The 21,032-nt window shown below is 39.2% G+C and carries 20 protein-coding genes and 1 tRNA gene; 7 read left to right on the top strand and 14 right to left on the bottom strand.

Annotated features, from left to right (window positions below; translation table 11 throughout):
- Positions 1-362 precede the first annotated feature (362 nt).
- From I6751_RS02905 to I6751_RS02890, 4 genes are all read right to left on the bottom strand, one after another.
- Positions 363-446, bottom strand: a tRNA-Leu gene (locus I6751_RS02905).
- Positions 447-527: 81 nt separating this feature from the next.
- A complete protein-coding gene (locus I6751_RS02900; RefSeq protein ID WP_196591555.1) occupies positions 528-1,082 on the bottom strand; it encodes a flavodoxin family protein in 555 nt (184 codons plus the stop codon).
- A gap of 55 nt (positions 1,083-1,137) precedes the next feature.
- Complete coding sequence (gene hcp, locus I6751_RS02895; protein WP_196591554.1) at positions 1,138-2,715, bottom strand: hydroxylamine reductase; 1,578 nt, start codon at positions 2,713-2,715, stop codon at positions 1,138-1,140.
- Between the two features lie 29 nt (positions 2,716-2,744).
- Positions 2,745-3,443, bottom strand: coding sequence for an ATP-binding protein (locus I6751_RS02890; RefSeq protein WP_196591553.1), 699 nt, complete (start codon positions 3,441-3,443; stop codon positions 2,745-2,747).
- A 108-nt stretch (positions 3,444-3,551) separates the two neighbouring features.
- Between I6751_RS02890 and I6751_RS02885 the strand changes: the two genes are divergently transcribed.
- Positions 3,552-4,280, top strand: a complete 729-nt coding sequence (locus tag I6751_RS02885; RefSeq protein ID WP_196591552.1) for a Crp/Fnr family transcriptional regulator — start codon at positions 3,552-3,554, stop codon at positions 4,278-4,280.
- Positions 4,281-4,384: 104 nt separating this feature from the next.
- Here I6751_RS02885 and I6751_RS02880 read toward each other — a convergent pair whose 3' ends face one another.
- The 4 genes from I6751_RS02880 to I6751_RS02865 form a co-directional block, all read right to left on the bottom strand.
- Positions 4,385-4,945, bottom strand: a complete 561-nt coding sequence (locus I6751_RS02880; protein ID WP_196591551.1) for a 3'-5' exonuclease — start codon at positions 4,943-4,945, stop codon at positions 4,385-4,387.
- Between the two features lie 121 nt (positions 4,946-5,066).
- On the bottom strand, positions 5,067-6,470 hold the full coding sequence (gene gltA / locus I6751_RS02875; RefSeq protein WP_196591550.1) for an NADPH-dependent glutamate synthase: 1,404 nt from the start codon (positions 6,468-6,470) through the stop codon (positions 5,067-5,069).
- Positions 6,471-6,472: 2 nt separating this feature from the next.
- Positions 6,473-7,321, bottom strand: coding sequence for a sulfide/dihydroorotate dehydrogenase-like FAD/NAD-binding protein (locus I6751_RS02870; protein WP_196591549.1), 849 nt, complete (start codon positions 7,319-7,321; stop codon positions 6,473-6,475).
- 169 nt (positions 7,322-7,490) lie between these two features.
- The gene (locus tag I6751_RS02865) at positions 7,491-8,231 is read right to left on the bottom strand and encodes a methylenetetrahydrofolate reductase (RefSeq protein WP_182186712.1); all 741 of its coding nucleotides are present in this window, start codon (positions 8,229-8,231) and stop codon (positions 7,491-7,493) included.
- 223 nt (positions 8,232-8,454) lie between these two features.
- On the opposite strand from I6751_RS02865, the gene cobM reads away from it, so the two are divergent.
- The 4 genes from cobM to cobK are packed head-to-tail and all read left to right on the top strand — an operon-like array spanning position 8,455 to position 11,791.
- Positions 8,455-9,228 (top strand): precorrin-4 C(11)-methyltransferase, encoded by a 774-nt coding sequence (gene cobM, locus I6751_RS02860; protein WP_196591548.1) that lies wholly within the window; start codon positions 8,455-8,457, stop codon positions 9,226-9,228.
- A 6-nt stretch (positions 9,229-9,234) separates the two neighbouring features.
- A complete protein-coding gene (locus I6751_RS02855; RefSeq protein ID WP_182186714.1) occupies positions 9,235-10,296 on the top strand; it encodes a cobalt-precorrin 5A hydrolase in 1,062 nt (353 codons plus the stop codon).
- Positions 10,284-11,021 (top strand): precorrin-3B C(17)-methyltransferase, encoded by a 738-nt coding sequence (gene cobJ / locus I6751_RS02850; RefSeq protein WP_196591547.1) that lies wholly within the window; start codon positions 10,284-10,286, stop codon positions 11,019-11,021. Before I6751_RS02855 ends, cobJ begins: the two co-directional genes overlap by 13 nt.
- Entirely contained in the window at positions 11,018-11,791 is a 774-nt protein-coding gene (cobK, locus tag I6751_RS02845) for a precorrin-6A reductase (RefSeq protein WP_196591546.1), read from the top strand. Before cobJ ends, cobK begins: the two co-directional genes overlap by 4 nt.
- Before the next feature lie 110 nt (positions 11,792-11,901).
- Here cobK and I6751_RS02840 read toward each other — a convergent pair whose 3' ends face one another.
- The 6 genes from I6751_RS02840 to I6751_RS02815 are packed head-to-tail and all read right to left on the bottom strand — an operon-like array spanning position 11,902 to position 18,661.
- On the bottom strand, positions 11,902-12,795 hold the full coding sequence (locus tag I6751_RS02840) for a polysaccharide deacetylase family protein (protein ID WP_182186717.1): 894 nt from the start codon (positions 12,793-12,795) through the stop codon (positions 11,902-11,904).
- Positions 12,796-12,799: 4 nt separating this feature from the next.
- Complete coding sequence (locus I6751_RS02835) at positions 12,800-13,831, bottom strand: bifunctional UDP-4-keto-pentose/UDP-xylose synthase (RefSeq protein ID WP_196591545.1); 1,032 nt, start codon at positions 13,829-13,831, stop codon at positions 12,800-12,802.
- Between the two features lie 20 nt (positions 13,832-13,851).
- Positions 13,852-14,844 (bottom strand): formyltransferase, encoded by a 993-nt coding sequence (locus tag I6751_RS02830; RefSeq protein ID WP_196591544.1) that lies wholly within the window; start codon positions 14,842-14,844, stop codon positions 13,852-13,854.
- Complete coding sequence (locus I6751_RS02825) at positions 14,825-15,778, bottom strand: glycosyltransferase (RefSeq protein ID WP_182186720.1); 954 nt, start codon at positions 15,776-15,778, stop codon at positions 14,825-14,827. The genes I6751_RS02830 and I6751_RS02825 overlap by 20 nt, the downstream gene beginning before the upstream one ends.
- Positions 15,779-15,802: 24 nt before the next feature.
- Positions 15,803-16,960, bottom strand: a complete 1,158-nt coding sequence (locus I6751_RS02820; protein WP_182186721.1) for a DegT/DnrJ/EryC1/StrS family aminotransferase — start codon at positions 16,958-16,960, stop codon at positions 15,803-15,805.
- Positions 16,961-17,008: 48 nt separating this feature from the next.
- Complete coding sequence (locus tag I6751_RS02815) at positions 17,009-18,661, bottom strand: phospholipid carrier-dependent glycosyltransferase (protein WP_196591543.1); 1,653 nt, start codon at positions 18,659-18,661, stop codon at positions 17,009-17,011.
- Positions 18,662-18,948: 287 nt separating this feature from the next.
- On the opposite strand from I6751_RS02815, the gene I6751_RS02810 reads away from it, so the two are divergent.
- Both I6751_RS02810 and I6751_RS02805 read left to right on the top strand, forming a co-directional pair.
- Positions 18,949-19,623, top strand: coding sequence for a response regulator transcription factor (locus I6751_RS02810; RefSeq protein ID WP_196591542.1), 675 nt, complete (start codon positions 18,949-18,951; stop codon positions 19,621-19,623).
- A 2-nt stretch (positions 19,624-19,625) separates the two neighbouring features.
- On the top strand, positions 19,626-20,930 hold the full coding sequence (locus I6751_RS02805; protein WP_196591541.1) for a sensor histidine kinase: 1,305 nt from the start codon (positions 19,626-19,628) through the stop codon (positions 20,928-20,930).
- Positions 20,931-21,032 lie beyond the last annotated feature (102 nt).

Below are 21,032 nucleotides of genomic sequence, written 5' to 3'. Positions count from 1 at the left end.
ATCTGTTACCAGTATATCAAACCTGCATATAATGTCAATTTTACTGTAGAATGAATCTTGCAATATCACCAAAATATTTTACTTACACCCGATGCAATGAAGCTGCTACAAGAAGCGCTTCAATTCACGCTCTCCATACGATGAGCGACTTTTTAACTTGGGAACAGATTGCCGTAAATATGAGTTATAGCTATCATCATGTATCGTTGAGCGTCAAATGCGGATTGCCTTTTATTAAAAAGTGCTATTTCACTTTCATGAGCACTGTTGAAAGTGAAAATAAAAAGGCAGGCTGTCAGAAAGAACTGGACAACAAAACAGCACTTCAGGATAAAATCCCAAAGTGCTTTATTTTTAGTATCTGGTGCGGAAGACAGGACTTGAACCTGCACTCACGGGGAACTGGATCCTAAGTCCAGCGCGTCTGCCAATTCCGCCACTTCCGCATCGCTAATTATTATACGTGGTTTTTTACATATAGTCAATTAAATTTTATCTGTAAAACGGTTTTTACCGCCATTTTTGATTTATTGCTGTGTATTTTGATATTTTTCCCGTAAAATTAACTTTCTTCGTATAGCTGCAATAAACTGTCGTGCTTCTGCCAAATCTGTTGTATCAGGATGCTGTGCAGCCATTGCCCAGCGTTTTTTATTGCGTTCCGTCGGTGCATGTGGATCATCTGCAGACAATGTTAACCGTTTATTTAAAAGTACAGGATTTATTCTGCCCTGACACCCAAAAGTTCCCAGCACTTCACAATTATCCCCCAGACAGCTTGCTGCTCTGGCGAATGCTGTAACACTATGTTCACTATATTTATCCGTGCCGTGTGTCTGAAATAACACGACCCGTTTACCAGACAAATTATGCAGCCATTGTTGAACTGCTTTATCCGGTGCACCGCGTGTCAGCCAGTATCCCACTGCAATAATATTATATTGTGGCAGCTGTTCAACAGCCGGTGCTTCTTTTATTGAATAAATGTCAGCTGCTTCACTGCCCAATACCTGAAACATCGCTTTGGCTATCTGCTCAGTATTACCTGTATTGCTCGAATAAACAATAAGCCATTTTTGCAATTAATATTCCTGCTTTCTTTTCTGATTTCCAACAAACTTCATACAAGCAGAATAATTATCCCAATATTTTTTTCAAATCCGCTTCCGGTGTGCTTATTGGTGTAATATTGAAATGTTCTACAAGATAATCCAATACATTTTTTGATATAAATGCCGGTAAAGTTGGCCCAAGATAAATATTTTTTATGCCAAGTGATAATAATGTCAACAAAATACATACGGCCTTTTGTTCATACCACGACAATACCAAAGTTAATGGCAAATCATTTACCCCACATTTAAAAGCATCTGCTAAGGCAGTAGCAATTTTGATGGCACCGTAGGCATCATTACATTGCCCCACGTCCATGATGCGGGGAAAATCACCAATTTTGCCAAGGTCAAGATCATTAAAACGATATTTTCCACAGGCCAGCGTCAAAATAAGTGTATCAGCCGGTGTTTGTTTTACGAAGTCAGTATAATAATTACGTCCCGGTTTTGCTCCGTCACAGCCTCCAACCAGGAAGAAATGTTTCACAGCTCCGTTTTTTACTGCCTTAACTATTTCACCGGCAGCTGACAGAACCGCACCATGACCGAATCCGGTCATTACTACAGATCCACCATTTATTCCTGTCATTTTATGGTCTTCATCATAACCACCCAGCTGTAATGCTTTATTTATGACCGGTGTAAAATCTTTATCTTCCCCAATATGGACAATTTCCGGAAATTCTACTACTTCAGTAGTGAATACACGGTCTTTATAACTATCTTTTGGCGGCATCAAGCAATTTGTCGTAAATAATATTGGTGCCGGTATATCATCAAATTCATTACGCTGATTTTGCCATGCTGTTCCAAAATTACCCTTTAAATGTTTATAAGCTTTCAATTTAGGATAAGCATGACACGGCAGCATTTCACCATGTGTATATATATTAATACCCCTGCCTTCAGTCTGCTTGAGCAATAATTCCAGATCTTTCAAATCATGCCCGGTTACAACTATGAACGGACCTCTTTCAATTGTCATGCTGACTTTAGTGGGCTCCGGTATTCCATAAGTCTGTGTATTTGCTTTATCAAGCAATTCCATGCATTTTAAATTTACTTTGCCAACCTCCATGACCATCGGCAAAAGATAATTCATATCCTTATTTTCTCCCAATGCAAACAATCCCTTATAGAAAAAGTCCAGCACTGTTTCATCCGTATAACCCAATGTGAAAGCATGATAAGCATATGATGCCATCCCACGCATTCCGAATAATATCAATGCTTTCAGTGAACGTATATCTTCATCATTATTTTCCCATATGCTATTCATATCGTAGGCATCAACCTGTCTGCCAGATTTTTCAGTTATCCTATCAGTCGCCGCACGGACTTTTTCAACATATTCACCGACTGTTTTATCATCAAAATTAACATTCGTAACAGTTGTAAAAAAAGCCCCCAGCATCAATTTATTTGTGGCCATATCAGTTTTTTGTCCACCCATTGCCCGAGCCAGCCTAATCAATTCCCCGGTTAATCTGTCCTGCAATCTCGCTGTCGAAGCCGGTTTGCCACACACTCCGGCTTTACCCATGCACCCTGTGCAACCTGCCGTTTGTTCGCATTGAAAACAAAACATTTCTTTCTTCATCGTAATTCCTCCTGTTTAATAATTAATATTTATTCTAATATATTGCCATCAGTTGAAATAATATATACCTGCCATGGGATAAATTTCCCACTTTGCTGCAAAGCATTCCGGGCAGCGTTCTCTATCCCGCCACAACAGGGAACTTCCATACGTACTATAGTAAGGCTTTTTATATTATTATCCTTTATAATAGCAGTGAGTTTTTCTGTGTAATCCCCTTCATCAAGCTTAGGACAGCCAATAAGTGTTATATGATTATAAATAAATCTATCATGAAATTTTCCATAAGCATAAGCCGTACAATCAGCTGCGATCAGCAAATTGGCATTATCAAAATATGGCGCATTAGTCGGTACAAGTTTTATCTGCACCGGCCACTGTGTTAACTGACTGCCACTATTCACAGCGAAACTTTCCGACTTATCGGTATCATGTTTTAAGGATTTTGCCATAGATCCGGGACAAACAAACGCTCCTGCAGCTTTTCTTTTTTCTGCTTGAGCCTGTTTTACCGCTTCTTTGTCGTACATCGGTGCCTCCCGTTTTTCAAATGATATGGCATTCATAGGACAAGCTGGCAGACAATCTCCCAGTCCGTCACAATAATGTTCATACATCAATTGAGCCTTGCCATCCACCAAACCTATAGCACCTTCATGACACGCATTTACACATATACCACAGCCATTACACTTTTCTTTATCTATTTTTATTATTTTTCGTATCATAACTGCTCCTCTTTCAATACAAAAATATGTTTATAACTATCTTTACGTACTTATTTTATTATAATATAATAAAATAGTCGGTTGTAAATATAACAAAAGGTGAATTTCATGAAAACTTTTTTTTCCTTCAACAATAACGTTAAAAGCTTTGATAAAATACCAGAAAATTTTATCGAAGTTATAAAAGGCTCACCGCTTTTCATCGGCTCTTCCCAAAAAGAAATTTATTCCATGCTGACCTGCCTGGGCAGTACCATCACTGACTGTGAAAAGTCTGAAGCTATATTCCACGCCAACGAAAATATTACCAATATGGGCTTGGTATTATCCGGCAGTCTGCGTCTTGAAAGGGAAGATTACTGGGGAAATCGCAGTCTACTTACAATGATAACCAAAGGTGAATTATTTGGTGAAGTATATGCCTGTGAACCCCTGTTGTCCACTAATATAAGTGCTGTTGCCGCCGAAAAAACAACAATCTTATTTATGAATGTGCAGCGAATAACAACACTTTGCTCATCCAATTGTATCTACCATTCTCAGCTCATTCATAACTTATTGTCTATTTTAGCTAAAAAAGCTTATATGCTTACTTGCAAAATAAATCATATTACCAAGCGGACCACTCGGGCAAAGCTTTTATCTTATTTTTCCGAACAAGCACTGCTTGCCGGCAGCAGCGAATTCATTATTCCTTTTTCCCGACAGGAATTAGCCGATTTTCTTTCGGTCAATCGTAGTGCAATGTCTGCTGAATTATCTAAAATGCAAGACGAAAAGCTTATCCATTTTTGCAAAAATAAAATCAATCTGCTGGATAAATGTGCTTCTGTATAATCTTCTTTTGAAACATTACATTTTTCTAATAGCAATAATTTCTGTACGACATAAAAACGCTGCTGTCTTTTACGACAGCAGCGTTTTATTCAAACAATTAATTTTTAACATTTAAAAGGACGTGCTTTGACTCCAATTTTATCTATCAGCGAGTAAAAGTCCGGTGCATCAACAGTTCTTCCGGCCACTAAAGGAATTTTAGCGCATACCTTGGCATCATCCAATGCATCGTGATGTTTGAATTTTATCTTAAAAAATTCACCCATTGTGTTCAATTTATGATTTGTCAACTCCGGCCAGACTTTTCTTGATATTTGCACAGTACAGCATGTATCAAATTTTATTTTAGGCAAATGATACTGCCAGATGGATGAACGCATAACACCCATATCGAACATAGCATTATGCGCTATGACCATACGATTTTCCAACATACTGCGCAGTTTCGGAAAAACCTCAGAAAAGATTGGTGCATCCTGAACCATATCAGCTGTTATTCCATTTATTGCAACGTTACCAGGATCAAAATTCATTACCGGCGGTTTGAGCAGGGTCGAATACGCATCCACCATCCTTCCTGCCCGAATATCAACTACTGCTATACTGCAGGCGCTGTTTCTTTCGCTGTTGGCAGTTTCAAAATCAATGGCCACAAAATTCATCATATAAAAACCACTTCCCTTATTTTGAATCTGACAGTTGAGACCGGCACAAACTGCAATGAATTCTCAGCGGTTGCCACTGTACCGATTTTTCATATCAAAACTCCAGTTTTATTTATATTTATCAATGTTTTTTATTTTTCAGATATTTGTCTATGGCTTCCGCAGCTTTTTTACCGGCGCCCATGGCCAAAATAACCGTTGCTGCCCCGGTCACAATATCCCCGCCGGCAAACACTCCCGGTTTTGTTGTTTTACCGGTACTATCATCGGCCATTATATTGCCGCGTTTGTTCGTCTGCATATCCGGCGTAGTTGACTGAACCAAAGGATTAGGACCCTGCCCGATGGCTATTATGACCGTATCCACATCTATATTAAACTCTGAATTTTCTATAGGAACAGGACGCCGCCGACCCGAGGCATCTGGTTCTCCCAACTGCATTTTTATACAACGAAGTCGTTTGACATTACCACTATCGTCACCAATAACTTCGACAGGATTGACCAGTAATTTAAAGTCTATCCCCTCAGCCTTGGCATGCTGAATTTCTTCCAAACGCGCCGGCAGTTCTTTCTCACTGCGGCGGTATACTATATATACCTGTTCCGCCCCTAAACGGAGTGAAGTACGGGCTGCGTCCATAGCAACATTGCCGCCGCCAACTACCGCAACCACCTTACCTGCTTTTATCGGTGTTTGATATGTTGGAAACCTATACGCCTTCATCAGATTGCAGCGTGTTAAAAATTCATTGGCTGAATATACCCCATTCAGATTTTCTCCCGGGATATGCATAAAGCTTGGCAATCCTGCTCCTGTTGCCACAAATACGGCTCCAAATCCCTCCTCGTCAATCAATTCATCGATTGTATATAGTTTACCTACTACAGTGTCGAGTGCTATTTTAACGCCTAATTTTTCCAAATTTTTTATCTCTACCTGCACAACTTTTTCCTTTGGCAGACGAAATTCCGGTATGCCATATGACAAAACACCGCCTGCTTTATGCAACGCTTCAAATATAGTGACTTTATAACCGCGTCTGGCTAATTCACCGGCTGCTGACAAGCCTGCCGGTCCAGAACCAACAACAGCCACCTTTGAGGCATCTGCCGCATACTCGATTGGCTTAGTTTCATTTTCTGATGCCAAATCATAGTCAGCAGCAAATCTTTCCAAGCGTCCAATTCCTACCGGTTCACCCTTAATACCCATAACACAATATTTTTCGCACTGATGTTCCTGCGGACATACACGTCCACAAACTGCCGGCAGGGCATTAGATTTTTTAATTACTTTTATAGCTTCTGCAAAATCACCGGTTTTCATCTTCGCAATAAATCCCGGTATATCGACTTGCACCGGACACCCTTTTATACAACGAGGATTTGGACATGTCAGACATCGGCTGGCTTCCGCAATAGCTGTTTCTTCATCATATCCCAAGGCAACTTCATCAAAATTGTGGGCACGAACCTTCGGATCTTGTTCCGGCATTGCATATTTCATCATTCGTAAAGCCATGCTTAAATAGCCCCCTTGATTTTGCTTAATTTACAAACATGATTAGTTTCCTCTTTTTCCGCATCCTTATACATACGCTGACGCGACATCAGCCCTTTAAAATCAACTAAATGCCCATCAAATTCCGGCCCATCCACACAGGCAAATTTTATTTCATCACCAACTTGAACACGACAGCCACCGCACATACCTGTCCCATCAACCATAATAGGGTTGAGGCTTACTACAGTTTTTATCTTATAAGGCCGTGTTGCTTCAACCACACTTCGCATCATTACGACAGGACCAATTGCTATTACCTCATCAATTTTTTCACTACGATCAATAATCTGCTGCAAAGCTGTCGTCACGAATCCCTTAATACCACATGAACCATCATCCGTAGTGATCAATACTTCATCACTTACAGCCCGCATTTCTTTTTCCAATATAAGAATATCTTTATTCTTGGCTCCCATTATTGATATAACCTTATTACCAGCTTGATGCATTCCTCTGGCTATAGGATAAATTGGCGCCACACCTATGCCGCCGCCAATGCACACCACAGTTCCCATACCGGGTTCGATGTGAGTTTTCCTGCCAAGCGGAGCCACTACATCAAGAATATAATCGCCTTCATTCAGTTTACCCAGAAGTTCTGTACCTGCACCAATTTCCTGAAACACTATTGATACATATCCCTTTTGTCGATCAAAATCAGCAATAGTTAATGGGATACGTTCACCTTCCTCATCAGTGCGGACTATCAAAAATTGTCCCGGCTCAGCTTTTTTAGCAATGCGTGGTGCTTCAATGTCATACAGCCAAACACTGGGGGAAAGCAAGACTTTCTTCAAAATCTTATACATTATAATTAACTCCTCTAAACAAATATCTGCGGTAAACTATCTGATTCACCGCATCAACACACCTAATATTGTATTATAAATATTATCTTATTTATAGTTATTATAATAGCATAATTTACCATAAAATGAAAAAATATAATCTATATAATAACTCATATTATTTGTTAATTTAAGCAAATATTCCTTGCATATATTCGATTAAATTAGCCTTTATCGGCATAATATAAATATTGCCACCAATATTTTCAACAAATCTATACACCTTACGAGCAAAATCAATATTCCATCTCATAGTTGGTTCAAAATCATTGGGGAATATAACATTATTTTTTATTTCCCAATAGCTTACCGATCGTTCAGATAAAACCGGTGATATTCCCCAGTATACTTCTTTATCTGCTAGTTGTTCCGCATACATTTCCAAATAACGCAAATCAAAAAAAGGCTGTGTAAAAAAACCAGCAGCACCTGCCTGATTTTTCCGCCGTACATGGTAAAGTTCTTCTCTCATACTTGAGCGATACTGGTCAATACCAGCATAAATTTTGACATCAGACATTTCTTCACGAAACTTTCTAATTACATCTGTGCTCACTGTCGGATAAACTTTGTGCCCCATATCCTGCGGTGGATCACCTGTTATAACCAAGACCTTCTGCATGTTTTTTTGCTCAATGTAGTCACGCATAGGCAGTTTCTCATCCAAATCTATATCCAGCGAGCGAATATGCGGCATAACAGCAAAACCATATTCTTGTGCTATAGCCGCTCCTTCCCACGCATGAATATCAAATCGCAAAAGTTCAGGCACATTTATTAAATCAATAGGAAATTTATTATTTTTCAATTGCTGCAGTTCCCCGCGCAATGTCTGCTCATTACGCGGCACCAGTTCGACAGAAACAACCATTTAGCTACCTCCTGCTTATTTTTCTAATCTATTGTACCTAAAAACCTTGCTAAAGTCCAATTCATTTTCAAATACTATTGTATAAAAGTCAATACGCGGCATAAATTGCCCGGTCAAAACAATTTTGTTATAATTAAATGCATATTAATATATAAAGAGCATGATTATAAAATTACCCTGCTGAAATAAATTCTATTTCCACATTTAAGGAGCGATTATAATAATGAACACAGTCTATATTATTGGTGCCGGTCCCGGTGATCCGGAACTTATAACAGTAAAAGGACAGCATTTATTGCAAAAAGCCGATGTAATAATTTATGCCGGCTCACTTGTCAATCCAGCGCTTTTAAACTATGCCCCGTCAAATTGCAAAATATATAACAGTGCCTCGATGACATTAGATGAAGTAATAACCACCATCAAACAGTCTGTAGACAAAAATTTAAGGGTAGTCCGCCTGCATACCGGTGATCCTGCTATCTATGGCGCAATACAAGAACAGATGGATGCTCTCCGTAAAGCAAATATCGACTTTGAAATAATTCCTGGCGTAAGTTCATTTTTGGCCGCTGCCGCGGCACTAAAGCAGGAATATACACTACCTGAAATATCCCAAACCGTCATTATCACCAGAAACGCCGGCCGCACTCCTGTCCCCGAACAGGAAAATTTGAAATCGCTGGCCACACATAAAGCAACAATGTGTATTTTTTTAAGTATCCATATGCTCGACGAAGTTGTAAAAGAGCTGATATCCGGCGGCTATACTCCTGAAACCCCCATTGCCATAGTCCAAAAAGCTTCCTGGCCGGAGCAAAAAATTATCCGCGGACAGCTAAATAATATTGTCGAAAAAAGTCAATCGGGAAAAATAAATCGCACCGCAATGATCGTTGTCGGTCACTGCCTCGATTCCCAATATGCTTTATCACGATTATATGCCCCTGAATTCACCCATATGTACCGACAAGGCACGGACAAAAAGGATGATTGACCTATTATGAGATGTGCAATTATTACAATTACTCCTAACGGAGTATCTTTGGCAGAAAAATTAGCTGCCGCAGTTGATGATGCTATTACGATTTATGGCAAAAAAGACCGTTGTCCAGAAAATACATCTACAGTCATTTATGAAAAAATGTCCTTGCTGGTCAAGCATCTCTTTCCATACTGCGATGCAATAGTCTTTTTCTGCGCCATCGGTATTGCTGTGCGCATGATTGCACCATATATTGTCAAGAAGGATAAGGACCCGGCCATAATTGTTATAGATGAGCAGGGCCATTTTGCAGTCAGTCTTCTATCAGGTCATTTGGGCGGTGCCAATGAATTAACAAAAAAATTTGCCGGTATCATCAATGCTGTTCCGGTAATAACAACAGCAACCGATGTAAATGGCCTGATTGCTCCGGATATTATAGCTCGCCAGCTTGGCTATAGTGTCAAGCCAGTGTCAAAAATCAAGCTATTTAATACTGCCTTGCTGCAGGGCCGGCCAATTTATTATTATGTGGATGATTCGCTGCCTGATGCCTCACAATGTGTAGACAAGCTGCGTGATTTATCGATTGACGCCCGGTCGATCAATAAAGTAACTGCCAATATAATAAACAAACCAGCTATCATGATAACCGACACTTATGAACAAACTGATGCAGCTATTTTATACTTCATCAAGCATCGATTAATTGCCGGTATTGGCTGTCGCCGCGGTGTTTCTCAAAAACATATCGAACAATGTTTGAAAAAAGCCTGTGCAATAATAAATTATTCTATCAATGATATCACTCTTATCAGCAGTGCCTGCATCAAGGCAAATGAAACAGGAATCCTGCAGACTGCAGCCAAATATACCGTTCCTGTCAAATTTTGGCCTAATACTGTCCTGCAGCAGACTATTTTGGATTATAAATTATCACAATCCCCATTTGTAAAACAGCAGATAGGTATCGGCAATGTTTGCGAAGCCGCTGCTCTTGCCGGCAGCAGCTGTAAAAAACTGGTACTGACTAAAACAAAATTTGAGAAAGTGACGGTGGCATTAGCATGGGAAAAATAACAGTTATTGGTATCGGACCAGGAAGTTTGGATGATATGACTCCGCACGCCCGAAAAAGTATTGAAACAGCCGACACAATTGCCGGTTACAATACATACATAAAACTTATAAGTCCTTTATTAAAGGACAAAAATATCATTGGCACGGGTATGATGCAGGAAGTAGATCGCTGCCAAATGGCTTTGGATGAAGCGGTAAAAGGTAAAAATGTGGCCGTTGTTTCCAGTGGTGATTCAGGAGTTTACGGTATGGCCGGACTTGTGCTGGAACTTTTATTCCAGCTGCCCGTTGAAAACCGTCCTCAGGTTGATATCATCCCGGGAATAAGTGCTGTAAATGCCGCAGCTGCCATCCTTGGCGCACCGCTTATGCATGACTTTGCTGTAATAAGTTTAAGTGACTTGCTCACTCCTTGGGCGCTTATAAAAAAAAGGGCCGCATATGCCGCACAGGGTGACTTTGTCATTGCCCTGTACAACCCTAAAAGTCGCAAACGGGTTCAACATATTGAAGAAATTCGCGATATACTGCTTAAATACAAATCTGCCGATACACCCGTCGGTATCGTACGCGGTGCGACCCGCGACAACGAAAGTGTAACTATATCCAATTTAGACAACTTTACCAAAGAAGAAATAGATATGTTTTCACTGGTTATCATCGGCAATAGTCATACTTATGTAAAAAATAATCTAATGATAACACCACGAGGCTATAAATTATGATTTTTGTCGCCGCCGGAACACAAGACGCCAGGCAGATAATTGAACAATTATTACACGAAGGTCATACTGTTACCGCTTCCGTGGTCAGTGATTACGGAAAGATTCTCCTGCGGCACCATTCCCACCTCACAGTAATTGAACAAGCTCTTGATGAAACGGAACTGCAAAAAAAATTAAAAGATATAAATGCAGATATATTTATCGATGCCAGTCATCCATATGCTGTAAATATTTCCCAAACAGCTATGAATGTATGTGCACAGTTAAAAATTCATTATATCCGCTATGAACGCCCCACCATAGCATTACCGATTTATGACAAATTGTATACAACAGCATCTTTTGCAGAAGCTGCCCAAAAAGCCTTTGAACTTGGCAATAACGTTTTTTTGACAACCGGCAGCCGCCACTTATCGGAATTTACTGCTTTGCTTAACAATAAAAACCAAATACTTACCGCACGAATTTTACCTGTAGTGGAATCCATACAAGCATGTATGGCTGTCGGCATCCTTCCTAAGCATATAATTGCTATGCAAGGTCCTTTTTCTATAGGACTCAATAAAGCTATGTATGAACAGACCGGTGCTCAGGTTGTCGTGATGAAGAACAGCGGCAAATTGGGTGGATCCGATACCAAACTTACGGCAGCAATAAAAGCCGGCATTTTTGCAGTTGTTATTGATCGACCCCCGATCAACTATAAAAATATTTGTACAAACTACTCCGCTGTCAATCGCGAAATCAAGAAATTTTATCGTAACTATTAACAAAAAACAGTCAGGACATACTCTAAAGTTTATGAGTATATCCCGACTGTTTTTTGTTAACCATACTGTACCACAAATTTGAGACTCATTGCTTTATACATTAAAAAAGACTATTCGATCGGATCACTTTGCCTTGCCAAAGTTCCGGCCCGGCCTGGTAAAGTCCCTGCATATACACGACATTTTCTTATCTGCGGTACTTTTTTACCTTCTTTTAAAAGAACAAATTCGAATTTCTGCTGCTTTGCCTTAGTGATAAAATCATCAAGTATTGATAATTTGGATAAACCTTCCATTTCAGCATGAATAGTAAAGACATTCCATTGTTTATCACAATTTTTCAACCAATAGTCAACAATATTTTCCTCTGTCACTCCCATGATTCCCAACACTTCATCCATTGTCAAAAGTGTGCCAGGAATCTGCAATGGTGAAAATTCTCTTCCATCCATAACCGGATAAAAAGGATAGTATCCACGTACATCAGAACAAAAATCAAACCCAAACTCCTGCTGCACTTTAAGGCTGTCAGCGGTTACCTGCCAACCTGGAGCACCACAAAAGTGCGGTTTTTGATGCGTTACCTTTTCAAATAAATTGCATGCCTTTGTCAGATGTTCCCGAATCTTTGCTTCCGGCAAATGAGATAATTTATCCTGCCAATAAACATGATCCCAGCAATGAATACCGCAATCATGTTCCTCCTCCATTGCCCGCAGTAACGGTGCCGGATTTGGTTCCACGATAAGCGGCGCCGGCAACAGTGTTCCGTACAATATAGTTTTTAATCCATAAGTAGAAGGTGCCTTAGTACGAAGCATTTTAGTTAAAAACCCTTTACGGAAGATTCTCCGTATAGCCTTGCCGGAATTATCAGGTCCCATCGAAAAAAAGAATGATGCTTTCACCCCATGTTTTTGAAACACATCAAGCATATTAGGCACACCTTGCGTATAACCGCGCTTGGTATCAACATCTATTTTTATCGCAATTTTTCTAGCCATTTAACTATACCTTTTCCAAATGAGACGCATGCCAATCGAGTGTTAATTTAATTGCCTCACGCAAAGTAGTCTTAGGTTCCCATCCCAATATATCTTTTATCTTTTTCACTGATGGCAAGCGATCTTGCATATCATCATAATTTTTCCCATAATATTTTGCTGCCGGTACTTCATTCATTTTAACTTTCTGTGCTGCCTGGGCAAATTCTGGATAAGCTTTCATTTCTTCAACAATCATCAATGCCAGTTCCTTTATTGAATAATGATTTGCCGGATTGCCGATATTGAATATTTCTCCGTCAGCCTTGCCGTTTTCATTCTTAATTATCGTTATGAGTCCGTCTACCCCATCACCTACCCAGATAAAAGAACGTTTTTGCGCACCACCGCCAACAAGATTTATTTCACCGGTATACAACACATCATAAATAAATTGTGTTATCGAGCGAGCTTTATGTTCTGCAGCATCTTTGAATGTATCCAGTCCCGGTCCCACCCAGTTAAATGGACGAAAAATGGAAAACGGCAAATCTTTTTCCTGCCCAAATGCAAAAATGACCCGGTCCATCATTTGCTTGCTGCAACTATATATCCAGCGGGATTTTTTAATTGGACCTAAGGTCAAGGTACTTTCATCCTCAATCATCACCCTACTGTTTTCCGTCGGCATACCATAAACTTCAGAAGTAGATGGAAAGATAACACGTTTATGATATTTGGCACAGTTACGGACAATTTTTAAGTTTTGTTCAAAATCAAGTTCAAATGTCCACAACGGATGTGTTATATAATAAGCCGGACGAGCAATCCCAGCAAGAGGTAATATAACATCATTATCTTTTACAGCCTGTTCCAGCCACTCATTTTCAGCAAAAACATCTCCGGTTTTCATAGAAAACCGCGGATTATCTTTAAATTCAGCAAGATTACTGTCACGCAGGTCAAACCCTTGAACACACCAATCCGTTTTAGCCAATATAGCACGCAATAAGTGTGTTCCGATAAAGCCATTTATCCCCGTAATAAAAATTTTCATAAAGTATTCTCTCCTTAAAGTTAATTTTTCCAATCAAACCGATTGCCAGTTTTGAAAACATCAATAAATGTTTTATCAGTTGGAATATTATCAGCTTCTCCAGCCCAAGCGATAGTATGCAGCAATAAAGAATCCTGACCGCATTTTACAATAACATGCTCTTTCGACCTGACAATAGTACCTGCTGAATAATTCTGTAAATTTTTTGGTAAAGAAACCGCCAATTGATCAGAAAAATCCTCTGTTAGAGGGACTGCCCACCAAATAAAAAGTTTCTGCTGCCTATAAAAGGTAAACGCTCCAGGAAATGGATGTGTTACCGATCGAATCAAGTTATAAACAGCAGCAGCACTGTCATTCCAGTCAATAATACCGTCAGCAGGATGCCGCCGGCCGAACTTTGTCGCCTGCGATTCATCCTGTCTGAAACGTGGTGCTTTAGCAGCTTCGATTAAAGGCAGGTATTCTTTAATTATCTTTTTAACTGCCAGACTTGTCTTTAAAAAAACATCATGTGCAGTATCAGTCATCTTTATATCAAAGGCTTTCTGAGCAACAATATCACCCCTGTCAGCCTTTTCCGTCATAACATGCAAAGTAACTCCTGTGCGCGTTTCACCTTTCAGTACCGCCCAATTAATGCAAGCACGCCCTCTGTACCTGGGTAAAAGTGAACCATGTAAATTATAAGCTCCCAATCTTGGGACACTTAAAAATTCATCAGGTATCATGGCACGATAATATGCCGATAAAATTATATCAGGCGCCGCTTGATAAAAAAACTTTCGCGCAGATTCATCTATTTTTTTAGAACGATAGACTGGAATGTTATTTTTTTTTGCCAAATCATATACCGAATCAAACCATATTTCCTCATCATCAGCGTCAATATGGGTAAACACTACTGAAACATTGGCACCGATTTTTATCAATTCAGACAGACAGGCAAATCCTGGCTGACTGTAGGCAAACAAAGCTATGGAAGATCGACTCTCAGTCTGCTTGCTTATCATTATTTTCCTCTTCCCATATCTTTTTTATCACAAACCGCGGCCGCTTTTGAATTTGTTTATAAATACGTCCTATGTATTCACCGATTATCCCCAGACTCATAATTGATATACCTGTCAGGAAAAATTGTATTGCCATTAAAGTAAATAATCCCTGTGCTTCAGACCCAATAATAAAACGACGAATCAATATATACGCAACCAATAAAAAACTTAACGCTGATATTCCTATACCGCTCATTGTCACCCATTGAAGCGGTGACAATGAAAAACTCGTCATAAGATCAAAATTAAGCCGAATAAGTCGAAAAATACTATACTTGGATGTACCATATTCCCGTTCACGATGAGCCACAAATATTTCTATCGGATTAACCGCATACTTTTGTCCCAATGCCGGAATGAAAGTCGTTGATTCACCACTATGCGCAATTATATCAACTATTCTGCGGTTATATCCCCTAAGCATACAGCCATAATCATTAATATGCAGTCCAGTTATTCTATTGGTAATATTATTAACTGCCTTTGATGCAACCTTACGAAAAAGTGGATCATGACGATTCTTCCGACGAGTCCCAACAACATCATGTCCATCATCCATTTGTTTTATAAGCTTAGGGATTTCTTCAGGAGGATTTTGCAAATCAGCATCCAGTGTAATTATAAATTGACCACGCACTTTAGAAAAAGCCGCCATTATAGCCATATGCTGACCAAAGTTGCCATTAAAATCAATAAATCTTACATTATGAGGATGTTGTTTCTGAAAATCATATAGCATAGCAAACGATTTATCATGACTACCGTCATTAACAAAAATTATTTCGTAGCTTCGTTTAATGTCTTCCATTACAGGGTACAACTCGGCAAACAGACGAGGCAGCGATTCTTCTTCATTATAGACAGGTATTACTACTGATATTTCCGGATCCATTATTTCACCTTTTCGTGCATCTTATTATTTACAAACATTCTTTACGGCTTCTATTACATCCGCTACATCTTGATCTGACATTGCCGGGAACAACGGCAGTGAAACTATCTTTTCCCCGATCAATTCTGAAACCGGCATGTCACCTTTTTTAAGTCCGGTTATCCTGGCATACGCACTAAACAAGTGTAAGGCTTGATAATGATAAGCCGTACCTATATTATATGCTTTCATTTTTTCCATAAACTCATCTCGTGTAAACCCAAGTTCGTCGCTTTCAATAAGCGGGGTATAAATATGCCAGGAATGAACACAATTTGTTTCAATCGGTGCCGGCACGGTCAACCCCTTTATATCGGCAAAAGCGTCATTATATCTTTCAACAATTGCCGTACGGCGGCTGTTAAATTGTTCCAAATATTTCAATTGATCCCGACCGATTGCCGCTTGTATATCCATCATCTGATATTTAAGCCCTGGTCTAAAAATGTCATAATGACTTTTCCCCTTAGCCCCAAAGCGATTCCATGCGCCCTTGTCCATACCATTTTGTCGCTGTACCGACATTTGATCAGCTGCCTTCTCATCATCGGTAGTTATCATACCGCCTTCTCCGGTAGTTATATTCTTTGTCGGATGAAAACTGAACACAGCAATATGACGGGCACCCTTACCCGCACCAATTTTTCTGCCATGATAGCTCGCCCCCAGTGCATGAGCACTGTCTTCAATAATAGCCAAATTATATTTGGCGGCAATTTTTTCAATTGCATCCATATCACAAGGCCGGCCGGCAAAATGTACCGGAATAATTGCTTTAGTCTTTGCTGTAATTTTTTCTTCAATTTTTTTGGGATCTATATTAAATGTAACCGGATCTATATCCGCCAAAATTGGCACGGCATTAGAATAAATTATTGCATTCACAGTACTGGCAAACGTCATTGGTGTAGTTATTACTTCATCGCCCGGTTCAGTGACTGCCATAACTGCAAGGTGCAATCCGGCTGTAGCAGAATTAACCGATATAGCAAATTTGGCACCAACATATCCGGCAAATTTTTTTTCAAAATCAACCGTCTTGGGTCCCATGGCCAACCAACCGGAACGAATAGAATCACAAACATCAGCAATAGCCGTTTCACTCACACTGGGCTTAGAAAATGGCAGGAAATCTTTTCTCATAATTAATTTCTCTCCTTATTATAAAATAAAACTAAACCATCAACAAAATCAATCTCTATTTACAATAAAATAATATCCGCCCTTAGGTGAACTGCTTTTTATTTTATCAGGAAAAAGTTTATTAATAGCCCGCTTTTTACTTTTATCAAAAACAACAAAAACACGTTTATCACTATTCCATAAATTCATCAGCTGCGCATCATTGATAAACCACCCCTGACCACTAGGATGTTTTGACCCAAATTCCAACTCACCCAGATAAGAGGCCACTACAACGCGCTTTTGCAGATAAAACGGCAGTCCCTGTATGTAATCTCCGTAGGACACAACAATATCCCCCGGTTGTTCTATCCTTCGAATATCGGTAGCAACGTAATCAGCAGTACGTTCCACAGCTACCTGTCCGTGAATTGACTGCAATCCGGCGGCAAACAAAAAAGCCACTACCACAAATGCTGAAATCGTGCAGCGTATCTGCTTTGTTTTCAGCCAAATGCATATCACCACTGCAAGGCCTACAGTCAATGATAAAAAAATCAACCAGCCTTTGTGGAATATTTCCCAGGCATTTAAATAATCAGCATGTGTAGAATACCAAATGAGCGCCGCGACAAAGATGAAACAGCCAATGCTATTCACTAATAATCCGTGTGCCATCCACCGGTCAAGTTTCACTGAGCGACGTATTGAAGCCGCAAGTAAAATGGCTAATGGTGATAAACAAGGCAGGATATATGGTACTAATTTGGAATCAGAACAGGAATAAAAAATAAACACAACAAAAAACCAAGTCAAGAGAAATATTATATCACGTTTATTATCATCTGACTCAGTACTGCGAATAACTCCCTGTTTGGTAAAAAGAGCCGGCAAAAATCCAAGCCAGGGAAACATTCCGAGGATTACCATTGGAATGAAAAACCAAACCGGTTGATATCTGTCTTCAATCTTAGTGGCAAAACGCAGAAAATGTTCTCTTATGAAGAAAAAGTAGAAAAAATCGCCATTAGCCCGACAAACTAGATAGAACCACGGAACACCAATAATGAAAAACAATATAATCCCCGGCAGATAAATAATGTCACGTATTATTGACCATTGTCTGGTAAAAAGCATATACCAAAAAATAATTCCCAAGGGAAGTACTATAGAAATAAGGCCTTTAGTCAGCAGTCCCAGTGCCATCGCTGCATACATCAATAAATACCAGCGTCGATTTTTAGTACGCCGTCCCTGGTAAAATGTAACCAGTGACAACGTCATAAACATCGTTATCATCATATCGAGGATATTGATGGAACCAACTGCAATATGCAATGTAGCCGTTGCAAGAATAGTTGCTGTCAGTAATGCCGTTCGATTAGTAAACATCAATTTTGCCAGCCACGCAGTGAGGAATATATTAACCACAGCAGTGACGGCAGGCACTACGCGTACTGCGCCCTCATTTTCTCCAAAGACAGTCATAGAAGCAGCTGTCAGCCAGTACTGCAAAATTGGTTTTTCAAAATACTCCACACCGTTCAGGCGCGGCGTTATAAAATCTCCGGTAGCAATCATTTCTCGCGGTATTTCGCTATAGCGTCCTTCATCGGGATCCATAAGGGGATAATCATAAATATGAACAAGGTACAGGGCAATTATTGAAATTATGACAGCCGCTGCTGCCAGTTTTTTTTGCCGAGTGCTCAAGGTATGCAATGACATACTCCTCTCTATACAACTAGAATTATTATATCATTATACAGACATTACGCAAGATAACAGCCTTATATTTTATTATTTCAATTTTTAAACCGTTGTTATTGCATTTTTTACTGTATGATAATATTCTAATATATAGAAATGAAATAATTATGAAAGCCGCTGGTTAGGGTATTCTTATTGCTAATTTCAGAATAAATTCAGAGCCGTGCGCTAAAATCAAGATGATAAAATTTATTATGATTTTTTTACATTTCTATACTATAAATTATGAGGATATATTTATGAAGATACTGTTAGCTGAAGATGATATAAGACTTGCTAAAATGCTTGTTTTTTTACTCAAAAAAGAAGGATATAATGTTGATGTCGTTGACAACGGTGAAGATGTGCTGAATTATATAGCAGTCAAAGATTATGATATAGTACTGCTAGACTGGATGATGCCGCGGAAAAGTGGTATTGAGGCATGTGCAGTCATCCGCAAACAAGGTAAAAATTGCGGCATAATAATGCTTACTGCTAAGGATACCCTGGAAAATCGTATTGAAGGACTGGACACAGGCGCTGATGACTATATTGTAAAACCATTTGAATTTCCTGAATTATTAGCCAGAATTCGTTCCGTACTGCGTCGGCATAATAAATCCTACCAAAGTAATATTATTCACTTTAATAATGGTATTACAATTGATAGAGTAAAATTTACCGCTTATTCAAATGACCAAGACTTATTACTGACACGACGGGAATTTCAATTACTTGATTTATTATTGCAAAATGAAGGAACTACTCTGCCGCGGGAACAAATTATCGGCAGTATATGGGATAGTGCCGACGGTATTTCATCAAACGCGCTTGATGCCTTGATAAAATTACTCAGGCGGAAAATGATTGATGCCGGTAGAAAAGATATAATAAAAACCGTACATGGCATCGGCTATAAAATCGAGGAATAACTATGAATCTGTTTTCACGTTTTCGTCAACGTTTAATCAAGCGTTATATGCAGCTTACCGGGGCAATAATTTTTATACTGCTTATCCTCATTTACGGATTTGTCGGATCGTTGGTCTATAACAATTTTATCGACCAGGCACAAATGCTCGCTACCGAAGAAGCAGAAGAACTCACCTATATTGTCAGTGACGGTAAAACCCTGCCCGATTTTCCTTCCGATGACAATCATACCCAAAAATATTTAAATAAAATATTCTATTATATATATGATCGAGATGGCAATTTAATCAAATATTCCAATAAAATTGACTGGAGTACTGCCGCTATCAATGAAAAGATAACAACCGATGCCCTGCTTAACGGACAACCAGAAATTCATTCGGTATTTACCCAGAAAAAAGATTTCCGCTTTTTTGTTATAGCCAGGGAAACTGCTTATTACAATGGCATCTATGCAGGAAAAGTATACGCCGGATTTGATGTGAGCAGGGATTTGATGTTTCTTGCCCGTTTATTGCTTTGGATAATACTGCTGTTAATCGGCGTATTTTTTATTATTAATAAAATTGCCAACTTTATGGCCAATAATGCAATGCAGCCTATTATAGAATCCTTTGAAAAACAAACATTATTTGCTGCCAACGCTTCACACGAACTACGAACGCCGCTCAGTGTATTAATGTCCGGATTGGATATATTAAAAGATGACACCGACAACAAATTATCGGCTTTTTCCCAGGAAATCATCAATGATATGAAAGATGAAATACTTAACATGCGGACATTAATCGGCAATCTGTTATTATTAGCCCGCTCCGACAGCAGCGCTATCAATTTGAAAAAAGAAGTTATCCCAGCCGAACAACTGATTACGAATGTATTGAACCGTTTTATGACTATCGCTACCGGCAAAAATATTGAACTTCTTCTGTCAGGAGATACACAAAATGTAAACATTTATGCCGATGCCAAGCATGTGGAAGAAATATTGACAATTCTGCTCGATAACGCCGTTAAATACACGCCCAAAGGCGGAAAAATATGTATAGGAACCACACTGCAAAAAAACATGGTCTCCATTTTTATCAGCAATACCGGACATGGTATCGCTGCAGATGACCTTCCTCATATATTTGACAGATTCTACCGCTCAACCGATACACAAAAGTATGAAGGCAACGGTCTGGGTCTTTCCATTGCCAGGGCCCTGGCTGAAAAAAACGATGGCAGATTATCAGCAGCAAGCGAACAAAACAGCAAAACTGTATTTACCCTTTATCTTCCCCAGAAAGATTTTCCAATATAACTTATGATATTTAATGCTATATATTTACAATCCACATATTAAAGGGTATTATTATTAAGTATTGATAAATTAATATATGTATTTATAATTTATTATTATTTA

This window comes from Pectinatus frisingensis (assembly GCF_015732285.1).
GTDB lineage: Bacteria > Bacillota > Negativicutes > Selenomonadales > Selenomonadaceae > Pectinatus > Pectinatus frisingensis.
Note: the sequence above shows the minus strand (reverse complement) of the source record. Positions and strands in the feature narration are given on the sequence as shown.